The following is a 22,329-nucleotide window of genomic DNA, read 5'->3' on the forward strand; positions in this document are numbered from 1 at the left end:
AAAATGATGCTTTAGAGAATCTTGAATTCTACTTCACTGTGGGCCTGGTTCGGTAACAACCGTCTCGCTGGCGAGCGAAGCTTCCTCCGCATCGGCTTCGGTCGGCTGTGCCGGGTCGGCCGGCGCCTCTTCCTCGTCCAGTTCCGCCTCGGGCTCGGAAGGCAGGACAATCGAGCCTTCCTGCAGGCGCGTTTCGATGGCCAGGTCGACTTCGTCCCAGCGCAGCACGTCCAATTTCACATGTGACCCACGCGCAACAGACGGCATGCCCGGCATGCGCACGATCAGCGGAATATCGGCCAGGCGCAGCACTTCATCCTTCAGCACCACGGCTTCGACTTCCCTGGCGTTTTCCTGGCCCAGCCAGCGCAGGCACCAGTAGCGCTCCATATTCGACTGGAAGTCGGCATAGGCGGCGTAGGCGGCATCGAAGGCAGACACGATGGCGAACAGGTTGGCATCCTTGTGCTTGAACGGCGCCACCATCGGCGCCGTCACGCCATGCGAGGCGCAGGCGAGGATCTGCCACTGGTTGACCAGGTCGGTATACCGGCGCAGCGGCGAGGTCGACCACGCGTACTGGTCCACGCCCAGGCCCTGGTGCGGCGCCGCCTGGGTCATCATGCGCACCTGCATCTTGGCGGCCCAGCCGCCCACGCCCTGCCCCTGGGTGCGGTAAATGCCCGGCACGCCATGCTCGTGCATCAGCTTGCCCCAGGTGCTGTTGGCGAAGATCATCAGTTCGGCCACGATCTTGTCCAGCGGCGCGCCGCGCTTGCGGCGGGAAATGGTGACCACGTCGTCTTCGACATAGAAGTTGAAGTCGACCCGGTTGTTCTGTTCCGGCTTCAGGCCGAACGCTTCGCGCTTGACCATGCGGCCCGCTTCGAGGTGCTGGGCCCAGCCCCACAACAAGGCCAGTTCAGCCTTGCGCGGGTAGTCGCCGGCGCCGCTGGCCAGGGTTTCTTCGTTGACCAGTTCATCCAGCGCGTTGTGGCGCAGGTTGTTGGCGATCGGCACCAGTTCGGCCCGGGTTTCGGTCGAGACCACCGACCAGTCGGCCGGATCGAGCACGGCGTACAGCGACAGGGCCGGGCAAGTCTTGCCCTCGGCCAGGGTGAAAGCGTCGACGATGCTGTCGGGCAGCATGGTGATCTTGTCGCCTGGCATGTACACGGTGGACATGCGGCCGCGCGCGATCTTGTCGATCGCATCGTCCGGCTTGATGCCCAGGCCCGGCGCGGCAATGTGGATGCCGACACGGACCTTGCCGTCCGCCTGATGCACGACGGAGAAAGCGTCGTCGATCTCGGTGGTGGTCACATCGTCGATGGAGAACGCTTCCACTGCCGCCAGCGGCAGGTTGGCCGGCGCGGATGGCAGCGGCAGCTCCGGGAAGCCATGGCCCTTCGGGAAATTCTCGAACAGGAACTTTGCCATATGCAGCTCTTTCGGCGACTTGATGCCGCCCGCCGCCAGCATCAGGCGCGCCGGCGTGGTGTGCGCCTCGTTCGCGGCCTGCTCCAGCGCCTTGTATTCGATGGTGTTCTTGTCCGGCTTGAACAGCAGCTGGCTCACGATGTTCTGCATCGAGGCCGGCAGGCTGCCCGCCTTCAACTGCTCGGCATACTGGCCCTGGATGATGGCTTGCTGTTTCTTCTTCTCGATGCCCGCCAAAGCCGCCTTCAGGGTCTGCTCCGGCGCTTTCTTATAGCGGCCGCGGCCCTTCTTGTGGAAATAGATCGGCGCCGAGTGCAGGCTCAGGATCAGGCCGGCCGCCTCGGCTGGCTGCGGGGCGTGGCCGAAATACTCGGCGCCCAGCTCGGCGAAACCGAACTCCTCTTCGCCCGCCACTTCCCACAGGAAGTCCAGGTCGACGTCGGCGGCGATGGCCTTGGCCTGCTCCATCAGCTCAACTGGCGACGGCTTGTCGAACTGCAGCATCACGTCCTTGGTTTTGACCTTGTTGCGTTTACCGCTTGCCATTTCAACCTGGTAAGCCTCGCCCGCTTGCGACAGCACGCTGCCCGCTTTGAAATCGCCAGATTCTTCAAAAAATACATTCATTTCGCATTATTCCGTTCGAGCTTGAGCACCGGAGGCAGGAACACCTCGGTCACCAGCAAAGTTCCTTCATGGCGCCGGTACAGGCAGCGCCGTGCATACAGTAAAGCATCATCCGGCACCGCGGCGCCCTGCGCCGCCAGGGCGCCGCGGGCGCGCACAGCCAGCGGATGCGTCGCGCGCAGGCGCGCAAATTCCAGTTCCCCGCGCCGCACCCGCGGGTCGCCGAACAGCGTACTGCCGAGCGAGCGTTCGCCCAGGGCGCTGAACAGCGGCCAGTCCGAGGCGTCGGCCGACATTGGCACCACGGTATGGGCGAAGACGACCGGCGTATTATCACACCGCAGCAGGACCTCCCTCTCCCAGACGCGGCCGGGGCGATGATAGCCGATGATGTTGGCTTCGTCGGCCAGGCAGATTGCCGTGTCCTGGTGCAGCAATTGCACGCGGAAAGCGCTGCTGTGCGCTTTCAGCTTATTGGTCAGCGAACCGCCGCCGGTCAGCCATTGGCGGTATGGGTAGGGGGCGTTTGTCGCGAGCACGTGACCGTGCCAGTTGGCCTGGCGCAGCGATTGACCTTTCATTGAAACTCGCCCGTGACGCCACAGAAGGCAAGCACCTCGCCCAGGTAGGCGGCGTATTCGCTGATGGCGTGGTCGCTGCCCGGCACGACCTTCTGCCGCGCACCGGCATAATGGGCCACCATGTCGCGGTAGTCCAGCACTTCGTCGCCGGTGCAGGCGAGCAGGAAATAGCGTTCCGGCCGTGTGACTTGCGGCACGGCCAGCGCGCGCAGCTCCTCTATATATTCACGCTTGAACTCGAACGGCTGGTCCGAGTGGTAGGCGGTGGTGACGCCAACGTGCTGGTCGAGGTCGAGCATCGGCACCACGGCAGGGTTCAGCAATACGGCCCGGCAGCCGAGCCTTTCCGCCATCCAGGTGGCGTAGTAGCCGCCCAGCGACGAGCCGACGATGGCCAGTTGCTCCGGCGGCACGCCGGTCACCAGGCCGCAGGCCAGTTCCATGGCCAGCCTGGGGCTGGCCGGCAATTGCGGGCATAGGAATTCTGCGCTGCGGCCAAGCTGCGCCATCCGCTCCCCCGTCAGCCGCGCCTTCATCGACAGCGGCGAGGAACGGAAGCCGTGCAGGTACAACATCATTACTTCAGGGCCTCCAGCAATTTCTGGTGGACGCCGCCGAAGCCGCCGTTGCTCATCACAATAATATGGTCGCCCGGCCTGGCCTGCGCGACGATGGCGTTCACCATCACGTCCAGGTCTTCGTATGCCGATGCGATTTCGCCCATGGGCGAGAGCGCCTCGCCCAGCTTCCAGCCCAGGGCTTTTTCGCTGCCGAAGCCAAATACCAGGTCGGCCTCTTTCAGGCTGCCCGGCAGCGCGTCTTTCATGGTGCCCAGCTTCATGGTGTTGGAGCGCGGCTCCAGCACGGCCAGGATGCGGACGTCCTTGCCGACCTTCTGGCGCAGGCCGCCGACGGTGGTCTCGATGGCAGTCGGGTGGTGGGCAAAGTCGTCGTACACGGTCACGCCGTTGACGGTGCCGCGCACTTCCATGCGGCGTTTGACGCTCTGGAAGCTGTCCAGCGCCTGGGCCGCGACTTCGATCGGCACGCCGACGTGGCGGGCGGCGGCAATCGCTGCCAGCGCATTGTAGCGGTTATGTTTACCGGTCAGTTGCCAGGTCACGGTGGCGGCCTTGGCGCCCTGGAAGATGACGTCGAAGCTGCCGTCGGCATGTTCGGTCATGGCCCAGTCGGCGCCTGCCGTGCTGCCGAAGGTTTCCTTCTCGCTCCAGCAACCGCGCTGCAGCACGCGCTGCAGGCTGGCTTCATCGGCATTGGCGATCACGCGGCCGATGCCCGGCACCGTGCGTACCAGGTGGTGGAACTGGGTCTCGATGGCGCCGATGTCGGGGAAGATGTCGGCGTGGTCGTATTCCAGGTTGTTCAGGATGGCCGTCTTCGAGTGGTAGTGCACGAACTTGCTGCGCTTGTCGAAGAAGGCGGTATCGTACTCGTCCGCCTCGATGACGAAGAATTCGGAGTTGGCGCCCGGGCCGGCCAGGCGTGCCGAAATGCCGAAGTTCTGCGGGATGCCGCCGATCAGGAAACCGGGCGCGTAGCCGGCATGTTCCAGGATCCAGGCCAGCATGGCCGAGGTGGTGGTCTTGCCGTGCGTCCCGGCCACCGACAGCACCCATTTGTCTTTCAGTATGTGGTCGCCGATCCATTGCGGGCCGGAGATCATCGGCAGGTTGCGGTTCATGATCTCTTCGATCAGCGGATTGCCGCGCGAGACCACGTTGCCGATGACGTAAAGGTCGGGATTCAATGCCACCTGCTCCGGGCCGAAACCCTGGATCAGCTCAATGCCCTGCGCTTCCAGCTGCGTGCTCATCGGGGGGTAGACGTTGGCGTCGCAGCCCGTCACGCGGTGGCCGGCTTCCTTTGCCAGGACGGCAAGACCGCCCATGAAAGTGCCGCAAATGCCTAGGATGTGGATGTGCATGGTGGTGATGGAAAAGAATCAAGAGCCGGATTTTACCTGATTAACACCGGTAAACCGGTGCCTGACCCTCAGGATCAGGCACCGCCTGCTCAATTGCCAGGGTCACGGCTGTGCGTGGCAAAGACCTTGACGCAAGCCCGCCGCCCGGAGACCGCATAGGGTCTGACCCGGTGGGTCAGACCCTGAATTACCGGTTTTAGGTATGATGCACTCATGAACCCCGAGATCAAAACCGAAATCGCCGCCGCCGCCGCCCGCATGATCGCGCAGGACGGCGCCGACTACGGCAGCGCCAAGCGCAAGGCCGCGCGCCAGATATTAGGCGATGCCCAGGCCCGCGACCTGCCCGATATCCTGCCCGACAACGAACAGATAGAAGAAGAAGTCCGCCTATACCACGCTTTATATAACGCCGACACCCATCCGGCGCACTTGTTCAGATTGCGCGGCATGGCGTTGCAGGTGATGGAAATGCTGGAACAATACCAACCCTTCCTGACCGGTTCCGTCCTGCACGGCACGGCCGGCATGCACGACGACATCCACTTGCAGGTATTCGTGGACAGCGCCAAGGAAGTGGAGATTTATCTATTGAACAAGAACCTGCAGATCGAGATTTCCGAATCGCCCCATTTCCGCGGCCCCCGTTTCGAGGACGTCGAAACGGTCAGCTTCATGTGGAAGAACGTGGGCGTGCATGTCGAACTGTATGAGCAGGACGACCTGCGCGGCGCGAAAAAGAAAAGCGGCGACAAGCTGCTGCGCGCCGATCTGGCGGAACTGCGCACCATCCTCACCAACAGCTCTCACCCAGCCCAACAATGAAAAAACTTGCAATGTACGCCGTGGTCGCCGTCCTGTTTGCCGGCGCCGGCGCCTGGTACGGCCTGCATAAGAAACAGGCGCCTGCCCCCATCACCACCACCGCCCCGGCCGGCGTCAGCGGCCCCGTCGCCGCCATGATGGCCGAATCCTTGCCGAACGATAAGGGCGTGAAGGAAGCGCTATCGAAATGGCAAGGCAAGAACCTGCTGGTCAACTTCTGGGCACCCTGGTGCGCCCCTTGCGTGGAAGAGATGCCGGAATTGTCGGAACTACAAAATTCCGAGCTTGGCAAGAAGGTCCAGGTCATCGGCATCGGCATCGATTCGCCGTCCAATATTGCAGAATTCACACAGAAGGTGAAGGTCGCCTACCCCATCTATGTGGCCGGCATGGGCGGCACCGAACTGTCGCGCCAGTTCGGCAATACGCAAGGCGGCCTGCCCTTTACCGTCCTGATCGGCGCTGACGGCACAGTCAAGAAGACTTACCTCGCTCGCCTGAAATTCGACGACCTGAAGGCCGACTTGGGCGCCTTGAACTAGCCGAAGGCGGGCGCCGAACGACCGTTCTATTAACTTCCGCCAAGTTATTTTCTCTTGCCAATGCTCGTAGATGGCGGCAAAATGCGGAACTTTCGCGGAAAATGGTCAGGGAATCATGGCATCGAACCTGCTGCTACTCAATGGCCCCAACCTGAATTTGTTGGGGACGCGCGAGCCTGAAACTTACGGCGCCAGCACGCTGGCAGACGTTGAACAGGCAGCGCAGGCACAGGCCGGATCAGCCGGTGCACAGCTCGCCTGTTTCCAGAGCAACCACGAAGGAGCGTTGATTGACCGCATCCACGCAGCCCGAACCGAGGGCGTGGATTTCATTGTCATCAACCCGGGGGGCTATACCCACACCAGCGTCGCACTGCGCGATGCGCTGGCCGGCGTAGCGATCCCTTTTATTGAAGTACACATTTCGAATATTTATCGGCGGGAGGAGTTCCGCCATCATTCCTATCTCAGCGCAATCGCACAGGGGACGATCTGCGGGCTTGGTATCGACGGATATCGTCTCGCCATCGACTTTGCTTTAAAAAGCAGTTAATCTACCGCGATCTGCGCACATCTAACGCGATGCCGCCCATAAGGCGACGTCAAAGTAACCGTCAACATAATAGATAGAACAAGGGAGCCAACAACATGGATCTACGCAAGCTGAAGACGCTGATCGACCTGGTAGCAGAGTCGGACATCGCTGAACTGGAAGTGACCGAAGGCGAAAGCAAGGTTCGCATCGTCAAGTCCGGCGGTCTGGCACAAAACCAGGTAGTGATGATGCCGCCGCAAGCGCCAACCCATTACGCACCTGCTGGCGCCCCGGTCGCCGCACCGGTTGCCGCGCCGGCCGCTGCCGCTCCAGCCGCTGCCGCCGAGCCGACCGGCCACGTTGTCAAGTCCCCGATGGTGGGCACCTTCTACCGCGCTTCCGCACCAGGCAACCCGGCCTTCGTTGAAGTGGGCGCCACCGTGAAAGAAGGCGACACCCTATGCATCATCGAAGCGATGAAGCTGCTCAACGAGATCGATGCCGACAAAGCCGGCACCATCACCCAAATCCTGGTCGAGAACGGCCAACCGGTCGAATTCGGCCAGCCACTGTTTGTGATCGGCTAAAGCCGGGCGATGGCTGCTATGGACACCCCGGCAGCCAGCACACACACATCCCACACCGAATCTGCCATGTTTGAAAAAATCCTTATTGCCAATCGCGGTGAAATCGCCCTGCGCATCCAGCGCGCGTGCCGCGAACTGGGCATCAAGACTGTGGTCGTGCACTCCGAGGCCGACCGTGACGCCAAGTACGTGAAGCTGGCCGACGAATCCGTCTGCATCGGCCCTGCGCCTTCGGCCCAGTCCTACCTGAATATGCCGGCCATCATTTCCGCGGCCGAAGTCACCGACGCGGAAGCGATCCACCCGGGCTACGGCTTCCTGTCCGAGAACGCCGATTTCGCCGAGCGCGTGGAAAAATCCGGTTTCGTCTTCATCGGCCCGCGTGCCGAATCGATCCGCATGATGGGCGATAAAGTGTCGGCCAAGCAGGCAATGATCAAGGCCGGCGTGCCTTGCGTGCCAGGTTCGGACGGCGCCCTGCCGGATGATCCGAAAGCCATCGTGCAGATCGCACGCAAGGTCGGCTACCCGGTCATCATCAAGGCCGCAGGCGGCGGCGGTGGCCGTGGCATGCGCGTGGTGCATACCGAAGCGGCCCTGCTGAACGCGGTTACCATGACCAAGTCGGAAGCCGGCGCAGCCTTCGGCAACCCGGAAGTCTATATGGAGAAGTACCTGGAGAACCCGCGCCACGTGGAAATCCAGATTCTCGCCGACGAACACAAAAACGCCGTCTGGCTGGGCGAGCGCGACTGCTCCATGCAGCGCCGCCACCAGAAGGTGATCGAAGAAGCGCCGGCACCAGGCATCCCGCGCAAGCTGATCGAAAAGATCGGCGACCGTTGTGCCGAAGCCTGCCGCAAGATCGGCTACCGCGGTGCCGGCACCTTCGAGTTCCTGTACGAAAACGGCGAGTTCTATTTCATCGAAATGAACACCCGCGTGCAGGTGGAACACCCTGTGACCGAAATGATCACCGGCATCGACATCGTGCAGGAACAGATCCGCATCGCCTCCGGCGAGAAGCTGCGCTTCCGTCAGCGCGATGTGATGCTGTCCGGCCACGCCATCGAGTGCCGTATCAACGCCGAGGACCCGTTCAAGTTCACCCCGTCGCCAGGCCGCATCACGGCATGGCATACTCCGGGCGGCCCAGGCGTGCGTGTTGACTCGCACTCCTATGCGGGTTACTTTGTACCACCGAACTACGATTCGATGATCGGCAAGGTCATTACCTATGGCGCAACCCGTGAGCAGGCTATCCGCCGCATGCAGATCGCGCTGTCGGAAATGGTCGTTGAAGGCATTTCGACCAACATCCCGCTGCACCGCGAACTGATGGTCGATGCGCGTTTCATCGAAGGCGGCACCAACATCCATTATCTGGAACAACGACTGGCAGAGATGCCAAAAGCAGGCAAATAAGGCAGGTAAGTAATATATGAGCTGGACTGAAATCGTCATCGAAGTAGCACGCGAACACGCCGAGGCCTTGTCCGAAGCGCTGATGGATGCGGGCGCGCTGTCGGTGTCGGTGGAGGATGCCGACGAAGGCACCGACGCCGAAAAACCCCTGTTCGGCGAGCCGGGCATGGAGCCGACCGAAGCGGCATGGGATCATAGCCGCGTGGTCGCGCTGACCGATGACGAGGAAGACCAAGCCCTGATCGTGGCCGCTGCCGCCGGCGCGATCGGGCTGGCTCACCTGCCCAAGTTCTCCACCCGCAAGGTGGAGGACGCTGACTGGGTGCGCCTGACCCAGTCGCAATTTGAGCCGATCCACATCGGCAAGAACATCTGGGTCGTGCCAAGCTGGCACGAGGCACCCGATCCGTCGGCCCTGGTGCTGGAACTGGACCCTGGCCTGGCCTTTGGCACCGGCTCCCACCCGACCACCAAGCTGTGCATGGAATGGCTGGAAGCCCACCCCGCCCCGGGCAAGACCGTGCTCGATTACGGCTGCGGTTCCGGCATCCTGGCCATGGTGGCGCGCAAACTGGGCGCCACCACGGTAGCCGGTGTGGACATCGATCCACAGGCTATCGTGTCGGCCAACGACAATGCGCTGCGCAACCGCGTGGCAGATATCCAGTACTTCGTGCCGGACGATTTCGCGGAATCGGCGTTTGCCGCGCAGCGTTTCGATATCGTGGTGGCCAACATCCTGTCCTCGCCGCTGAAGCTGATGGCGCCAATGCTGTCCGGTCGCGTTGCCCCTGGCGGTTCGCTGGTGCTGTCCGGCGTGCTGGCGCGCCAGGCGGACGAAGTCGCTGCGGCCTACGCGCCATTCATCAAGCTGAGCGTCTGGGCTGAGCACGAAGGCTGGGTGTGCCTGTCCGGCACGCTGGCATAAGGTACTTCCCTGACTGATGGCGCTCGCCACTAAATGCCCCCATTGCAATACGATCTTCAGGGTCGCGGCTGACCAACTGAAACTGCGCGGGGGCATTGTCCGCTGCGGCTCTTGCGCGCTGGTCTTCGACGGCAACGCTGCCCTGGTCGAGCCAGCGCCCAAGCCGACCCCTGTTATTCCTGAAGTCGTTGCCGAGGCGCCGCCTGCCAAGCCGGCGATCTCCGACTACGTCCATGGCTCGCCGGTCGATTTCGAGATCGATTTCGGTGAAGCGCCGGCCGCCGCTGCACCCCAGGCGCCTGCCGCTCCGTCGCCTGCCGTCTGGCGTGCCGCAAATGCCCCGGCCTCCGGCGCAGTATCGACGCCCGATATTGCTGCGCCGGCTGCTGAGCAGGTACCGGCAGCCGCCCAGCCGCAAGCGAAAACGCCCACGCCCGACGATATCGCCATCGCCGCCGTGTCGCGCGCATTCGCCGCCGCAACCACACACGCTGTGCCGTCACCGGCAGCGCCACGCTCCGAGGATTCAGCACATGGGGCCGCGCCATCGCAAGCGGCCGGCACCTCGCGTGCAGCAGCGCATGCACCGGCACCCGCCCCGTCGCAGGCATCCGTGCCGTCACGCCCTGCCGTAGCGACCGCCGGCTTCGAGCAGCCGAGCGCCGCGTCGCCGCAAGCTGCCATGCCGCAACCGGTTGCCGCGCCGGCTCCGGCACCTGCTGCCGCGCAGGCAGCGGCGCGAGCACCGTCAGCTCCGGCGGCGCGCTCGCTGATCGATGTCATCTCGCCCGATGCCGCTTTCACGGCCGCTGCCGAACCATCGCCTCCGCTGGTGCCCGAGCCACCTGCCGGGCCGGCTACGGCGCAGCCAAAGCGGCCTGCCGGGCCGTCCTCGCTGGCCGACCTGGTGGCACCCGATGCCATCTTCGCGGCCACCGCAGAACCTTCGCCACCGCTGGCAGCTCCGCCCGTTGCCGAATCGCCGGCCAGCAAAGCGCCAGCTCCTGCTGCCTCCGCCGTGATGCCGGAAGTGCTGGCACCCGATGTTACATTCCCGGCAGCCACGGAATCGGCGCCTGCTGACGCGGCCCCGAGCGAGCCGCCACCGCGCAGCGCTTTTACGCCAGCGCCTGCGCCCGCACCTGCGCCAATACCTGCGCCTGCAGCCGCGCCTTCGCCTGCTGCTGAAGCGCAAACGGTTCTGTCGGATATGCCGCCGCATCGCAGCGAGCCGCCTGCCCAATCCGTCCAGGCTATCGAGGAAAGCGCGCTTCCGCAGGAGGAGGCAGAGGCAAGTGCATTGCCGGCACCTGAAGAGGACGAAGCGGCGCGCACCGAGGCAACGCCGCCGCAACTGTCGGAAGTGCCGGCAGCGCCCGAGCAAGCTGCCGAAGAGAGCCAGCTTGCTGCGGCAGATGCTGCCGCCCTTGAAGCGCCGCCTGCCGACCAGCTGGATGTGCCTGCCGAGGTTGAAGCGCCGGTCCAACCAGATGCAGCGCCCGCCGAGGCGCTGGCGCCTGCCGCGGAGAACGCGCTGCCATGGGACGAGTTGCCAGCGCCCATCGAGGCGGTGCCAGCTGCCGAAGATGAAGCAATGCCGGCGGGCGACGCGCTTGTGGCCGAAGTGCCTGTGCCCCCCGGGCAAACGGATTCGTCGGCCATAGGGGACAGCGCGGCTGCCGAAGCTGGCGAGCAAGCCGGCGCTTCCCTCGTCGAGGCTATCGACCAATGGTCCGCTGACAATACGCATCCTGATGGCCGCGTCGAACCCTCGCTCGACACGCCGCAAGAGCACCTGGTCCTGGCCGCCCTCGACGATGCCCACCATTTTGAAGACTTGCCGTCCGACGAACCTCCCGAGCCTGTTTCGCCAGCCGCTGCAAATGCCGTCGAAGCGGACGGCCTAAGCGAGCCATCCCTCGACGCCGAGCCCTGGCCTGGCAACGACACGCCGACGGCCGACCAGCTCGCGCCAGGCGGCGAACCGTGGAGCCTGTCCGAGCCCGACGAAACCGCCCTGCACGCCGTGGCAGCCGTCAACACGGACGCCCCGGATGACGGCGCATCGGTGACCGACGACGAACAAGCAGTCGAACAGCCTGCCAGGTCGCGCCGCGAACGGGCCATGAAACGCGCCAAATCGCGCCGCGGCGCCAGCGTCCCGGCCGCCGAACACGATGTTTTCGCGCCCGAAGGGAACGGCCCGGAACAAGAGGCCAGCGCCGAAGAAATCGCCGCCCGCATGCGCGCCATCGCAGGCGTCGACGAAGACGCGGCGCAAGCCGGGGACGATGACCTCGACCATTCCGACCTGAGCTTCGTCAAGCGCGTCGACCGCAGCCAGAAATACGGCAAGGCAGTTGCGATCACCATGGCGTTTGCCATCCCGATCCTGCTGGCCGGCCTGGTGCTGCAAGCGGCAACCACCTTCCGCGATACGCTGGCCGCCAACTACCCCCAGCTGAAGCCGGCCCTGGCGGCAGTCTGCCAACCGCTCGGCTGCAAGATCGCCCTGCCGACCCAGCTCGACGCCCTCAGCGTCGAACCGGGTGAGCTGGCCAGCATGACCGAGAACACTTTCAGCTTCAGCACCGTCCTGCGCAACCAGTCCAAGACGCCGCATGCCTGGCCGCATGTCGAGCTGACCCTGAACGACAACGCCGACAAGCCGGTGCTGCGCCGCGTATTCGCCCCGAACGAATACCTGCCGTCGCCGGCCGAAGCGGAAAAGGGCTTCGGCCCGCGCAGTGAGCAAAGCATCAAACTGTACTTTGAGTTGAAAGAGCTCAAAGCTTCCGGCTATCACATCGCCATTTTCTACCCTTAAAAATACTATGACTAAAACCGCGCTTGTCTGTGGCTCGCTGGCCATCGACATCATTATGCAATATGAGGGCCGTTTCGGCGACACGCTGCTGGCTGACCAGCTGCACAAGGTCAACGTGTCGTTCCTGGTGCCGACCATGCGCACCGAGTTTGGCGGCTGCTCCGGCAATATCGCCTACTCGCTGAAGATGCTGGGCGGCGACCCGCGCATCGTCGGCGTGCTGGGCCAGGATTGCGCGGCTTACCTGGAACGCTTGCAGAAGCTCGGTATATCGACCGAGAACATCCTGATCAAGAAGGATGCCTACAACGCGCAATGCTTTGTCACCGCCGATGCGGACCACAACCAGATTAACGCCTTCCACCCGGGCGCCATGTCGTTCGCGCATGAGAACCCGATCGAGAAAGCCGGCCCGGCCCGCATCGCGATCATCTCGCCGGACGGCCACCTGGGCATGTTGAAACACGCGCAAGACCTGGCGCGCCTGGGCATTCCGTTCATCTTCGACCCGGGCCAGCAGATGCCGATGTTCACTGCCGAACAACTGATCGGCTTCATAGAGCAGGCGACTTATGTAACCTGCAACGACTATGAGATCGAGCTGCTGATGTCGCGCACCGGCCTGACCATCCCGGACATCGCTGCCAAGCTGGAAGCGCTGATCGTGACACGCGGCGAGAAGGGTTCGGAGATTTATACCCAGGGCAAGCGCATCGATATTCCTGCCGTGGAGGTGGATTCGTCGCTGGACCTGGACCCGACCGGCTGCGGCGATGCCTATCGCGCTGGCCTGCTGTTTGGCCTGGTCAATGAACTTGGATGGGAATCGACCGGCCGCCTGGCCAGCTTGCTGGGTGCGATCAAGATCGTGACCAAGGGAGCGCAGAACCACGTGTTGACGCCGGCGGAGATTGCGGACAAGTTCGAGGCGGCGTTCGGGTATCGCTTCTAAAAACCGTTAAACCTGGGTCAGACGGGACGGCCATCCGGCAAGGGTCCGACCCGGTACGGTCTTAAGGCAGTCGGACCCAGGATTATCGGTTTAAGAGGCGCGCCACATCCTCCAGCGTCACCCCGGCTACTTCCAGCAGTTTCTTCTTATTGGTCTGCCCATGCGTCAGCGTCACCGCGCTGCGCGACACACCCAGGGCGCCGGCCAGCCACTTCACCAGCGCCTCATTCGCCTTGCCTTCGATGGGTTGGGCGGCCAGCTTGATCTTCAGGACATCGTCCAATACCCCGACCACCTCGGTCTTCTTCGCATTCGGCTGGATCTGCACTGCCACGCGCACGCCGCCCGGCAATGCAGAGCACCAGGTACGGCTCACCCCCCGAACAGCTTGCCCAGCAGGAGCTGGCAGATCTGCAGCAGGATCACGGCCACCAGCACCGACAAGTCCAGGTTGCCGACCAGGGGCACCACCTTGCGGATAGGCCGCAGCAGCGGATCGTTCAGCGCGCGCACGAAAGGCGCCAGCGGCGCATGCGGGTTGATCCAGCTGAAAATTACTTCGATGATCAGCAGCGCCATGAAGCCGAACAGTATCCACTGCAGGAAGCGATACAAGGCCGCCAGCAAGACGTACTCCACCGACCGACCGATCAGGAAAGCGATCGAGGTCGCCAGGATCACGATCAGGAAGGCGCCAATCAGGCTGGCCCAGTCATAACCGCCCATGCCGGGAACGATACGGCGCAGCGGGCGCACCAGCCAATCCGATAGTTGAAACGTAAACTGTGCCACCGACGACGGCGGCCGGACGCGGATGGCCTGCATCCAGAAGCGCAGCAGCAGCACACCGCCGAGGAGACCCGCTACCACATCGACGATCAACTTCAGAATATCAAACACGAGTTCACTCCAAATAAAAAAACCGCTGTGCGATTGTCTCACACAGCGGTGTTTTCGCCATCCGGCACTAAGCGTTGAAGGGCTTAGGAAGGACGGGTGCTGGTCGGGAACGGCCAGGCGGCTGCCGGGGCGATCACGGTTTTAGCTGCCGGAGCGGCGGCTGGAGCTGGAGCGGCTGCAGCAGCAGGTGCTGGTGCGGCGGCTGGCTTCACAGCTTCCTTCTTAGGAGCAGCTGGTTTCTTGGCAGCGGCCTTTTTAGGGGCAGCTGGTTTAGCAGCAGGAGCTGCAGCCGGTGCTACGGCTACTGGCGCAACAGCTGGCTTGGCTGCTGGCTTAGCCGAGGCTTTTTTTGGGGCGGCCTTTTTAGCTGCAGGCTTGGCAGCTGGTTTTGCGGCGGCTTTAGGAGCGGCTTTTTTAGCAGCTGGCTTGGCAGCGGCTTTCTTGGCAGCTGGCTTGGCAGCGGCTTTTTTGGCGGCTGGCTTGGCAGCAGCTTTAGGAGCGGCCTTCTTGGCAGCAGGCTTGGCTGCGGCTTTCTTGGCAGCAGGCTTGGCAGCAGCTTTCTTGGCCGCTGGCTTGGCAGCGGCTTTCTTGGCGGCTGGCTTGGCAGCAGCTTTCGCTACGGTCTTCTTGGCTGCTGGTTTAGCTGCAGCTTTCTTGGCTGCTGGCTTGGCTGCTGCTTTTTTAGCGACGGCCTTTTTAGCTGCTGGTTTAGCGGCTGCTTTCTTTGCTGCTGGTTTAGCGGCTGCTTTCTTCGCTGCTGGTTTTGCTGCTGCTTTAGCTACAGTCTTCTTGGCTGCTGGCTTAGCTGCTGCTTTCTTTGCAGCTGGTTTTGCTGCTGGCTTAGCAGCGGCTTTCTTCACTGCTGGCTTGGCGGCTGCTTTCTTGGCTGCTGGTTTTGCAGCTGGCTTAGCGGCGGCTTTCTTGGCTGCTGGTTTAGCGGCTGGCTTGGCAGCAGCTTTCTTGGCAGCTGGTTTAGCAGCTGGCTTAGCTGCGGCTTTAGCGGCCGGCTTAGCGGCAGCTTTCTTTGCTGGAGCAGCTGCTTTCGCAGCTGCTGGTTTCTTCTTAGCGGCGGTTGCCATTTTTAGTTCTCCTTCATCTGGGATGGGAAAATTCACGCACAAATTTAAAACCCGTCCGGCCCTGCGCTGGACCAGGCGAATTATTCATCGGCACAAACAGGGTTGCGGTTTGCGCTAATGAATTCTGCACCCAGCTGAACTGCTGCACCTCCTCACAAGTGCAGCGCTTCAGCCATCGATTCCTGCGCCGGTGCTTGGCAGCGCAGGACTCAAATTCTTTGTCGCGACGATTGCGCGGGTGGGGCGTAAATTCAGCTCCTCGACCCCTCGTCGGGCCACGTGATACGACCAGCGTTCAAAGAAAAAACCGCCCGGCCTGATCGAGTGATCAGGAGAGCGGCTTCACTGTCGTCGTGTGGTCTTTAAGCATACTTATGCGTTTTTGGTTCCCATTATTCTTCGATTTTTGCGGTAACAACACACTCAAAAAACAGTGCTTGCAAATTCACGCGATTTCAAGTTCGCAAAGTACACGAAAGCTTGTCGATGCGCAACCAGCACGAATGATTTTCTTCTTCTTTTTTTGCGTCGATCTGCGAGTTCGCGCACATTGAAGCGAGCGTCACGAGCCGTTCGCGCGCGTCGATCAGTCATCATGTTGCCGGCCACCTTCGCATAACGCCTTTAGATAAAGGCCGTATAAAAAATGAAGCGCCCCGGTCCGCGTTCGGATGCGAGACCGGGGCCGCTGAAGGATGCGTTTGAAAATTTTTTTTCGTCGCGATTACGCGACATGCAAAATTCGCTTCATCACGCGTTCGAGATCGAGCAAGCAGGTGCTGTGCGTGCTTCCATCTGATTGCGGCAGCTCCACCACTTCGTTCGATTCGGCCGACAAGCCTTGCGCCGTCGCCGGGGTCTTCATCAGCGAGGGCGCGGCGAAGCGCTTGCCGCCATCGACCGCGACGATGTCGGTCACCGCGTCGACCACCAGGCCGTAGCGCCCTTCCTCTCGCTCGACGACCAGCACCTTCCCCCTGCTTTCGCCGGCAGGCATGCCGTACAGGCGGCGCAGATCGACCAGGCTGATGAGCTGTTGTCGCAGGTTCAGCACCCCGCACAGGTAGTCCGGCATGCCGGGCGGATAGCTGATATCGCCGGCGTGGTCGATGATCTCGCGCACATGCGCCAGCTCCAGTGCAAACAGCTCGCCGACCCGAAAGCTCAGGTAGGACTTGCGGCCGGTGCGCTGGCTGGCTTCCGCCGTCCTCGCTTGCGCCGGGGATTGGGCTGGATACAGCTGCCGGTGTCCCAGGTCCATCTCGCCGATTTCGCTGCGCGAGAAGATGCCTTCGTGGTCCAGCAGGATCACGTCCTCCTGCCCGGCGCGCGCCACGCAACCGGCGAACATGGCGCTGCGCTCTTTGCTCAGCAAAGGGATGGCCAGCACTTCATCGCTGGTGAAATGCAGGATGCTTTCCACTTCATCGACCAGGAATCCGAGCGTCGCCTCGCCGATGTGGGCGACCAGGACGCGCTGTGCGGCATCGGCTTGCGCCGGCTGGCCGCCGGCCAGGGCGGCAAAATCCACCACCGGCACCTGCATGCCGCGGAAGTGCATGCGGCCGCGGCACAGCGGGCTGGCCAGGATCGATTCGGCCAGCTCGGGCACGCGGACGATCTCCCGTATCGCCTTCATCTCCATCGCAAAGCGGGCGCCGGCAGCGCGGAAGCTGATCGCATGGCGGAGTACGCCGGCGGCCCGCAACTGGCGCCGCGCTTCCGCGCCGCCGGCACGCATCGATTGCACCTGCGGCACGTTCTCAACCTGCACCAGGCGCTCGATGTCGAGCACCTGGAGCAAGCGCCTGCCCTCGTCCAATAAAATGGTGCCGGCTACTACCCCTTGTGTCGAACCCTCCGCATAACGCAACCGGCTGCGTTGCTCGGGCCGCACGCGCAGGATCTCGCCGGTGGCGTGCACCAGCAAACCGACCTGCACCTCCCGATAATCGACGATGGCGATCTTGTCCGATGCAGCGGCCGCCGGCGCCGCCGGGTCGAACAGTCGTCCCAGGTTCAGCACCGGTATCACGCTTCCGCGCAGCGTGAACATGCCTTCCAGGTAAGGCGGGGCCAGCGGAACGCTGGTCATGCGTTCCGGCAGGTTGACCACCTCCCGGATGCTGAGGGCCGGCAGCGCGAACTCATCCCCGCCCAGCATGAAGGAGCCGAAAAGCTCGACCGCTGCCGCGGCGTCCGCCTGCGGCGGCGCCGGCACCACGCGCAAGGCTTCCATGGCTTACACCACGAAGCCGGCGACCAGCTTGTTCAATGCCCCGGCGCGCGCGTTCAGGCTGGATGTCGACGCGGCAATGCTGTCGCAGCTCCCGGCCGACTGCTCGGCCGCCTCGGCGATATGGTTGATGGCCACGCTGACCTCGCGCGCCGACAGCAGCTGCTCCCGGGCCTCGTGCGAAATCTCGGCAATCGCCTCGCTGGTCTTGCCAACGCCCTTGACGATGCGGTCGAAGGCTTCGCTGGCCTGGTGCGAGATGGCCGTGCCGGTGTTCACCCGCTTGACCGATTCGCCGATCAGCTTGGAGATTTCCTTGGTCGCCTGCGAGGAACGCTCGGCCAGCTTGCGCACCTCGTCCGCCACCACCGAGAAGCCAAGGCCATGTTCGCCGGCGCGCGCCGCTTCGATGGCCGCATTGAAGGCCAGCATATTGGTCTGATTGGCAATATCGCTGATCACCTTCACGATTTCGCCGATGTCTTCCGAGGAACGGTTGATCAGGTCCATCGCCTCGATCGAACGCGCCACCGCCTTGGCGCCGGCCTCGGCCTCGTCTTGCGTCGCCCTGGCCAGCTCATTGGCATGGCCGGTGCTGGTGGCAATCGCGTCGATGGAGCGGGTCAGGCCGTCGACCGTGGCATTCATTTCCTCCACGGTGGCGCCCAGCTCCTGCGAGCCGCCGGCCACCACGCCGGCGCGGGTGGCGATCTCCTCGGCATCGTCGGCAAAGGCCGTGGCCGACATCACCACCTGGCCGATCACGCCGCGCAAGTCGCCCATCATCTTGCCTATGCCCGCGCCCAGCTGGTCGAGCGGCTCGTCGCCGCCTGCCGGCACCTCGGCGGTCAGGTCGCCCTTGGCCGCGCGCGCCACCGCATCGAGCAGGCGCCCGATCCTGACGGCGTCGCTGGCCGCCTTGTCCTGGATGCCCTGCTCCATCACCACCTGCTCGGTAATGTCGCTGGCGAACTTGACGATTTTGAAAGGCTTGCCGTTCATGTCGAGGATCGGGTTATAGGTGGCCTGGATCCAGATCGCCTTGCCGCCATTGCCGACGCGCTTGTAACGGCCGCTGTCGAATTCGCCGCGGTTCAGTTTTTGCCAGAAACGTTTGTAGTCGACGCTGGCCGCGTATTCAGCCTCGCAGAACATGCGGTGGTGTTCGCCCAGGATGTCGTCCAGCGTGTAGCCCATCGCATCGAGGAAGTTGCCGTTGGCGGCCAGCACATGGCCGCCCATGTCGAACTCGATCACGGCCTGCGCCTTGTCCATCGCACTGACCTTGCCTTCGTACTCCGCGTTGCGCAGCTTGCTGGCTGTGATGTCGGTGGCGAACTTGATTACTTTATAAGGCTTGCCGTCGGCATCGAACACCGGGTTGTAGGAAGCATTGATCCAGATCTCGCGCCCGCCTTTGCCACAGCGCTTGTATTCGCCCTGTTCGAAGTGGCCGCCGCGCAGGCGTTCCCAGAATTGCCGATATGCTTCGCTTGCCGCAAAGGCACTGTCGCAGAACATGGCATGGTGGCGGCCCTGTACTTCATCCAGCGTGTAGCCGACCGCGTTCAGGAAGTTGTCGTTGGCGTGCAGGATGGTGCCATCGAGCTGGAACTCGATCACAGCCTGGACCCGATTGAGCGCGGCGTGAATGGCCTGCAGTTCGACTTCCTGTGACTGGTTTGCGTGGAGGGCTGGGCTGTTCATTTGGGTGAGCTCCTGTAGGGATTGTTGCCACTGAGAATTTTCAGTATAGGCAGCGCCCAGCGCCGGATACTCTCCCTTTGTCACCGTTGTCGGCCGACAACGCAACAACGCCCGGCGGACCGGGCGTTGTCTTTGCTTACTCCTCGTGGAAGGCTTCTTCCCGCTTCTTGCGCAAGGCTGGCGACAGCACTACCGCCAGCGCCAGCACCGCCAGCGCCAGCAGCGTGGCACTGATCGGGCGGGTGAAGAACACCATCGGATCGCCATGCGACAAGGTCATGGCGCGCCGCAGGTATTCTTCCAGCATCGGGCCGATGATAAAGCCGAGCAGCATCGGCGCCGGTTCCGCATCGAGCTTGGCGCAGATGTAGCCAAACACGCCGAACAGCGCCATCAGCCAGACATCGAACTGGGAATTGTTCAGGCTGAACACACCGATCGCACAGAACATCAGGATGGCAGGGAACAGGCGATGGTAGGGCACGGTGATCATCTTCACCCACAGGCCGATCATCGGCAGGTTCAGCACCACCAGGAACAGGTTGCCAAACCACATCGACACGATCAGGCCCCAGAACAGCTCGGGCTTCTCCGTCATGACCGCCGGCCCCGGCGTAATGCCCTGGATGATCATGGCGCCGATCATCAATGCCATCACCGGGTTGGACGGGATGCCCAGGGTCAGCATCGGGATGAAGGAAGTCTGGGCGCCGGCATTGTTGGCCGCCTCCGGCGCTGCCACCCCTTCGATGGCGCCCTTGCCGAACTCTTTCGCGTTCGGCGATACCTTCTTCTCGATCGAGTAGGAGGCGAAGGATGCCAGCATGGCGCCGCCGCCCGGCAGGATGCCCAGTGCCGAGCCGAGGAAGGTGCCGCGCAAGACCGGCGCCAGGATGCGCTTGATGTCCTCCTTGCCCAGCATCAGCCCCGCCACCTTCTTCATCAGGACGTGGCGCTCCTCGCTGTGCTCCAGGTTGCGCACGATCTCGCCGATGCCGAACATGCCCATGGCCACGATCACGAAGGAAATGCCTTCCGCCAGCTCCGGCACATCGTAGGTGTAGCGCTGCTGCCCGGAATTGACGTCGGTGCCGATCATGCCCAGCAGCAGGCCCATGACCACCATGCCGATCGCGTTCAGCAGCGATCCGCTGGCCAGCACCACGGCCGCCACCAGTCCCAGCACCATCAGCGAGAAGTAGTCGGCCGGGCCGAACTTCAGCGCCAGGTCGGCCAGCGGCGGCGCAAAGCAGGCCACCACCACGGTGGCCACCGTGCCGGCAAAGAACGAGCCCAGGGCCGCCGTCGCCAGCGCCTTGCCGGCGCGGCCATTGCGCGCCATCTGGTAGCCGTCGATGGCGGTCACCACCGAAGATGACTCCCCGGGCAGGTTGACCAGGATGGCGGTGGTGGAGCCGCCGTACTGGGCGCCGTAATAGATACCGGACAGCATGATCAGCGCCGCCACCGGCGGCAGGCCGAAGGTGGCCGGCAGCAGCATGGCGATGGTGGCGATCGGGCCCAGGCCCGGCAGCACGCCCACCGCGGTACCGATGAAGACGCCCATCAGGCAGTACATCAGGTTGGTCAGGGTGAAGGCGGTTTCAAGGCCCAGTCCCAGGTTGCTTAAAATTTCCATGCCCGCTCCCTAGAAACCGAGCCAGGGGCCGAGCGCAGGTATCGGCAATCCCAACAATTTAATGAACAGCACATAGGCAAACGCGGCCAGGCCAACGGCCAGCAGTGCCTTCTCTTTCCAGTGGAACTTGGGGCTGGCAGATGCGCTGACCAGCACCAACACCAGGGCAGCCGGCACCAGGCCGGCGCCGCGCATCAGGAAGCCGAACAGCACGACTGCCAGCGTGACCAGGACCAGCGGCTTGAGGTGCAGCTTTTCCATCGGTTCGCCGTGGCGGAAGAAGGAGCGCAGCACGCCGGCGGCGCCGATCAGGACCAGCAGGACGCCCAGCACGACCGGGAAGAAGGCCGGCCCCATGCGCAGGGAAGTGCCCATGGCCAGGTCGCCGCGCGTGAACACGGCGCCCAGCCCGATCGCGATAAAGATCACCCCGGTCCAGAAATCCTTGGGGTGACGGATTGCGGAAGACATCAGATACTCCTTGGCCGGCGCTTAGTCAGCGTAGACACCGGCTTTGCTGATGATCGGGGCCCAGCGGTCGATATCGGCCTTCAGGTGGGCACGCAGGGCTTCCGGCGTGGCACGCTTGGCATCCACCGGCTCGGTGCCGAGGTCGGCGAAGCGCTGCTTGACGGCCGGGTCCTTCAGCGCCACCTGCAGCGCACCGACCAGGGAGTCGACCACCGGCTTCGGCGTGCCTTTCGGGGCATACATGCCATGCCACACCGCCACTTCAAAGCCCGGCAGGCCGGCTTCGTTCAGGGTCGGCACGTCCGGCATCGACGCCACGCGGGTCTTGGTGGTCACGCCATAAACCTTGATCTTGCCGCCCTTGATCTGGCTGGTGGTGTTGGTGGTCTGGTCGCACATGAAGTCCACCTGGCCGCCCAGCAGGTCGTTCATGGCCGGACCGGTGCCCTTGTATGGCACGGTGGTCAGGTCGGTCTGGATGGCGGTCATGAACAGCATGCCGCACAGGTGGGAGGCCGAACCCAGGCCGGCATTGGCGTAGGTGACCTTGGTCTTGTTGGCTTTAATGTAAGCCAGCATTTCCTTGAAGTCCTTGGCCGGGAAGTCCTTGCGGGCCACCAGGGTCATCGGCACGTCGGTCACCAGGCCGATCGGCTCGAAGCTGTCGATGGCGTTGTAGCTCAGCTTGCGGTACAGGGCCGGCGCGGTGGAGTGGCCGATGTGGTGCAGGAAGATGGTGTAGCCGTCTGGAGTGGCCTTGGCCGCGCGCGCCGCGCCAATGGTGCCGCCGGCGCCGCCGACGTTTTCCACGATGATCTGCTGTTTCAGCTTGGTGCCCATGGACTGGGCCAGCAGGCGCGCCACGGTGTCGGTCGGTCCGCCGGCGGCGAACGGCACAATCATGGTGATCGGCTTGGTCGGGTAGCTCTGTGCCTGCGCGTGGCCGGCGCCAAACAGGGACAGGCATGCCATTGCGGTGATGAGGGCGCGTCGTTTCATGTGGTTCTCCAGTTGCTGATTAATTGTTGGAATTACGCTACTAGTAATGTTGTACCAGCAATCATTGGCAGACACAAGTAAGGC

The 22,329-nt window shown here is 63.1% G+C and carries 21 protein-coding genes; 9 read left to right on the forward strand and 12 right to left on the reverse strand.

Annotation, left to right across the window (positions count from 1 at the left end; genetic code table 11):
* Positions 1-33: 33 nt before the first annotated feature.
* Genes ACWBU6_RS26245 through mpl form a run of 4 tightly spaced genes read right to left on the reverse strand, consistent with a single transcriptional unit; the run spans position 34 to position 4,593 of the window.
* On the reverse strand, positions 34-2,067 hold the full coding sequence (locus ACWBU6_RS26245) for an RNB domain-containing ribonuclease (RefSeq protein ID WP_452646265.1): 2,034 nt from the start codon (positions 2,065-2,067) through the stop codon (positions 34-36).
* A complete protein-coding gene (locus ACWBU6_RS26250) occupies positions 2,064-2,648 on the reverse strand; it encodes a chorismate--pyruvate lyase family protein (RefSeq protein WP_452646266.1) in 585 nt (194 codons plus the stop codon). Before ACWBU6_RS26250 ends, ACWBU6_RS26245 begins: the two co-directional genes overlap by 4 nt.
* Complete coding sequence (locus tag ACWBU6_RS26255) at positions 2,645-3,226, reverse strand: YqiA/YcfP family alpha/beta fold hydrolase (protein ID WP_452646267.1); 582 nt, start codon at positions 3,224-3,226, stop codon at positions 2,645-2,647. Before ACWBU6_RS26255 ends, ACWBU6_RS26250 begins: the two co-directional genes overlap by 4 nt.
* Positions 3,226-4,593 carry a UDP-N-acetylmuramate:L-alanyl-gamma-D-glutamyl-meso-diaminopimelate ligase gene (gene mpl / locus ACWBU6_RS26260; RefSeq protein ID WP_452646268.1) on the reverse strand — a complete coding sequence of 456 codons (1,368 nt, stop codon included), beginning with the start codon at positions 4,591-4,593 and terminating at the stop codon, positions 3,226-3,228. The genes ACWBU6_RS26255 and mpl overlap by 1 nt, the downstream gene beginning before the upstream one ends.
* A gap of 213 nt (positions 4,594-4,806) precedes the next feature.
* On the opposite strand from mpl, the gene ACWBU6_RS26265 reads away from it, so the two are divergent.
* The 8 genes from ACWBU6_RS26265 to ACWBU6_RS26300 all read left to right on the forward strand — a co-directional run bounded on the left by ACWBU6_RS26265 (position 4,807) and on the right by ACWBU6_RS26300 (position 13,214).
* A complete protein-coding gene (locus ACWBU6_RS26265; RefSeq protein WP_452646269.1) occupies positions 4,807-5,418 on the forward strand; it encodes a hypothetical protein in 612 nt (203 codons plus the stop codon).
* The gene (locus ACWBU6_RS26270; protein WP_452646270.1) at positions 5,415-5,960 is read left to right on the forward strand and encodes a redoxin family protein; all 546 of its coding nucleotides are present in this window, start codon (positions 5,415-5,417) and stop codon (positions 5,958-5,960) included. Before ACWBU6_RS26265 ends, ACWBU6_RS26270 begins: the two co-directional genes overlap by 4 nt.
* Before the next feature lie 115 nt (positions 5,961-6,075).
* Positions 6,076-6,513, forward strand: coding sequence for a type II 3-dehydroquinate dehydratase (gene aroQ, locus ACWBU6_RS26275; RefSeq protein ID WP_452646271.1), 438 nt, complete (start codon positions 6,076-6,078; stop codon positions 6,511-6,513).
* Positions 6,514-6,608: 95 nt separating this feature from the next.
* The gene (gene accB / locus ACWBU6_RS26280; protein WP_452646272.1) at positions 6,609-7,082 is read left to right on the forward strand and encodes an acetyl-CoA carboxylase biotin carboxyl carrier protein; all 474 of its coding nucleotides are present in this window, start codon (positions 6,609-6,611) and stop codon (positions 7,080-7,082) included.
* Positions 7,083-7,148: 66 nt separating this feature from the next.
* A complete protein-coding gene (gene accC / locus ACWBU6_RS26285; RefSeq protein ID WP_452646273.1) occupies positions 7,149-8,507 on the forward strand; it encodes an acetyl-CoA carboxylase biotin carboxylase subunit in 1,359 nt (452 codons plus the stop codon).
* A 16-nt stretch (positions 8,508-8,523) separates the two neighbouring features.
* The gene (gene prmA / locus ACWBU6_RS26290; protein ID WP_452646274.1) at positions 8,524-9,435 is read left to right on the forward strand and encodes a 50S ribosomal protein L11 methyltransferase; all 912 of its coding nucleotides are present in this window, start codon (positions 8,524-8,526) and stop codon (positions 9,433-9,435) included.
* A 16-nt stretch (positions 9,436-9,451) separates the two neighbouring features.
* Complete coding sequence (locus ACWBU6_RS26295; RefSeq protein WP_452646275.1) at positions 9,452-12,262, forward strand: DUF3426 domain-containing protein; 2,811 nt, start codon at positions 9,452-9,454, stop codon at positions 12,260-12,262.
* 7 nt (positions 12,263-12,269) lie between these two features.
* Positions 12,270-13,214 (forward strand): carbohydrate kinase family protein, encoded by a 945-nt coding sequence (locus ACWBU6_RS26300; RefSeq protein WP_452646276.1) that lies wholly within the window; start codon positions 12,270-12,272, stop codon positions 13,212-13,214.
* 82 nt (positions 13,215-13,296) lie between these two features.
* On the opposite strand, the gene ACWBU6_RS26305 is transcribed toward ACWBU6_RS26300, so the two are convergent.
* The 3 genes from ACWBU6_RS26305 to ACWBU6_RS26315 form a co-directional block, all read right to left on the reverse strand.
* On the reverse strand, positions 13,297-13,590 hold the full coding sequence (locus tag ACWBU6_RS26305) for a DUF167 domain-containing protein (RefSeq protein ID WP_452646277.1): 294 nt from the start codon (positions 13,588-13,590) through the stop codon (positions 13,297-13,299).
* Positions 13,587-14,114, reverse strand: a complete 528-nt coding sequence (locus ACWBU6_RS26310) for a YggT family protein (RefSeq protein WP_452646278.1) — start codon at positions 14,112-14,114, stop codon at positions 13,587-13,589. The genes ACWBU6_RS26305 and ACWBU6_RS26310 overlap by 4 nt, the downstream gene beginning before the upstream one ends.
* Before the next feature lie 83 nt (positions 14,115-14,197).
* Positions 14,198-14,326 carry a hypothetical protein gene (locus ACWBU6_RS26315; protein ID WP_267874961.1) on the reverse strand — a complete coding sequence of 43 codons (129 nt, stop codon included), beginning with the start codon at positions 14,324-14,326 and terminating at the stop codon, positions 14,198-14,200.
* A 109-nt stretch (positions 14,327-14,435) separates the two neighbouring features.
* On the opposite strand from ACWBU6_RS26315, the gene ACWBU6_RS26320 reads away from it, so the two are divergent.
* Positions 14,436-15,311, forward strand: a complete 876-nt coding sequence (locus ACWBU6_RS26320) for a hypothetical protein (protein ID WP_452646279.1) — start codon at positions 14,436-14,438, stop codon at positions 15,309-15,311.
* Between the two features lie 606 nt (positions 15,312-15,917).
* On the opposite strand, the gene ACWBU6_RS26325 is transcribed toward ACWBU6_RS26320, so the two are convergent.
* The 5 genes from ACWBU6_RS26325 to ACWBU6_RS26345 form a co-directional block, all read right to left on the reverse strand.
* Complete coding sequence (locus ACWBU6_RS26325; protein ID WP_452646280.1) at positions 15,918-17,432, reverse strand: chemotaxis protein CheW; 1,515 nt, start codon at positions 17,430-17,432, stop codon at positions 15,918-15,920.
* A gap of 3 nt (positions 17,433-17,435) precedes the next feature.
* Complete coding sequence (locus ACWBU6_RS26330) at positions 17,436-19,136, reverse strand: methyl-accepting chemotaxis protein (RefSeq protein WP_452646281.1); 1,701 nt, start codon at positions 19,134-19,136, stop codon at positions 17,436-17,438.
* Between the two features lie 136 nt (positions 19,137-19,272).
* Entirely contained in the window at positions 19,273-20,775 is a 1,503-nt protein-coding gene (locus tag ACWBU6_RS26335) for a tripartite tricarboxylate transporter permease (RefSeq protein WP_452646282.1), read from the reverse strand.
* Positions 20,776-20,784: 9 nt separating this feature from the next.
* Positions 20,785-21,246 (reverse strand): tripartite tricarboxylate transporter TctB family protein, encoded by a 462-nt coding sequence (locus ACWBU6_RS26340; RefSeq protein WP_452646283.1) that lies wholly within the window; start codon positions 21,244-21,246, stop codon positions 20,785-20,787.
* Positions 21,247-21,267: 21 nt separating this feature from the next.
* Entirely contained in the window at positions 21,268-22,245 is a 978-nt protein-coding gene (locus tag ACWBU6_RS26345; RefSeq protein ID WP_452646284.1) for a tripartite tricarboxylate transporter substrate binding protein BugD, read from the reverse strand.
* Between the last annotated feature and the right edge of the window lie 84 nt (positions 22,246-22,329).

Source organism: Pseudoduganella sp. HUAS MS19, from assembly GCF_053615455.1.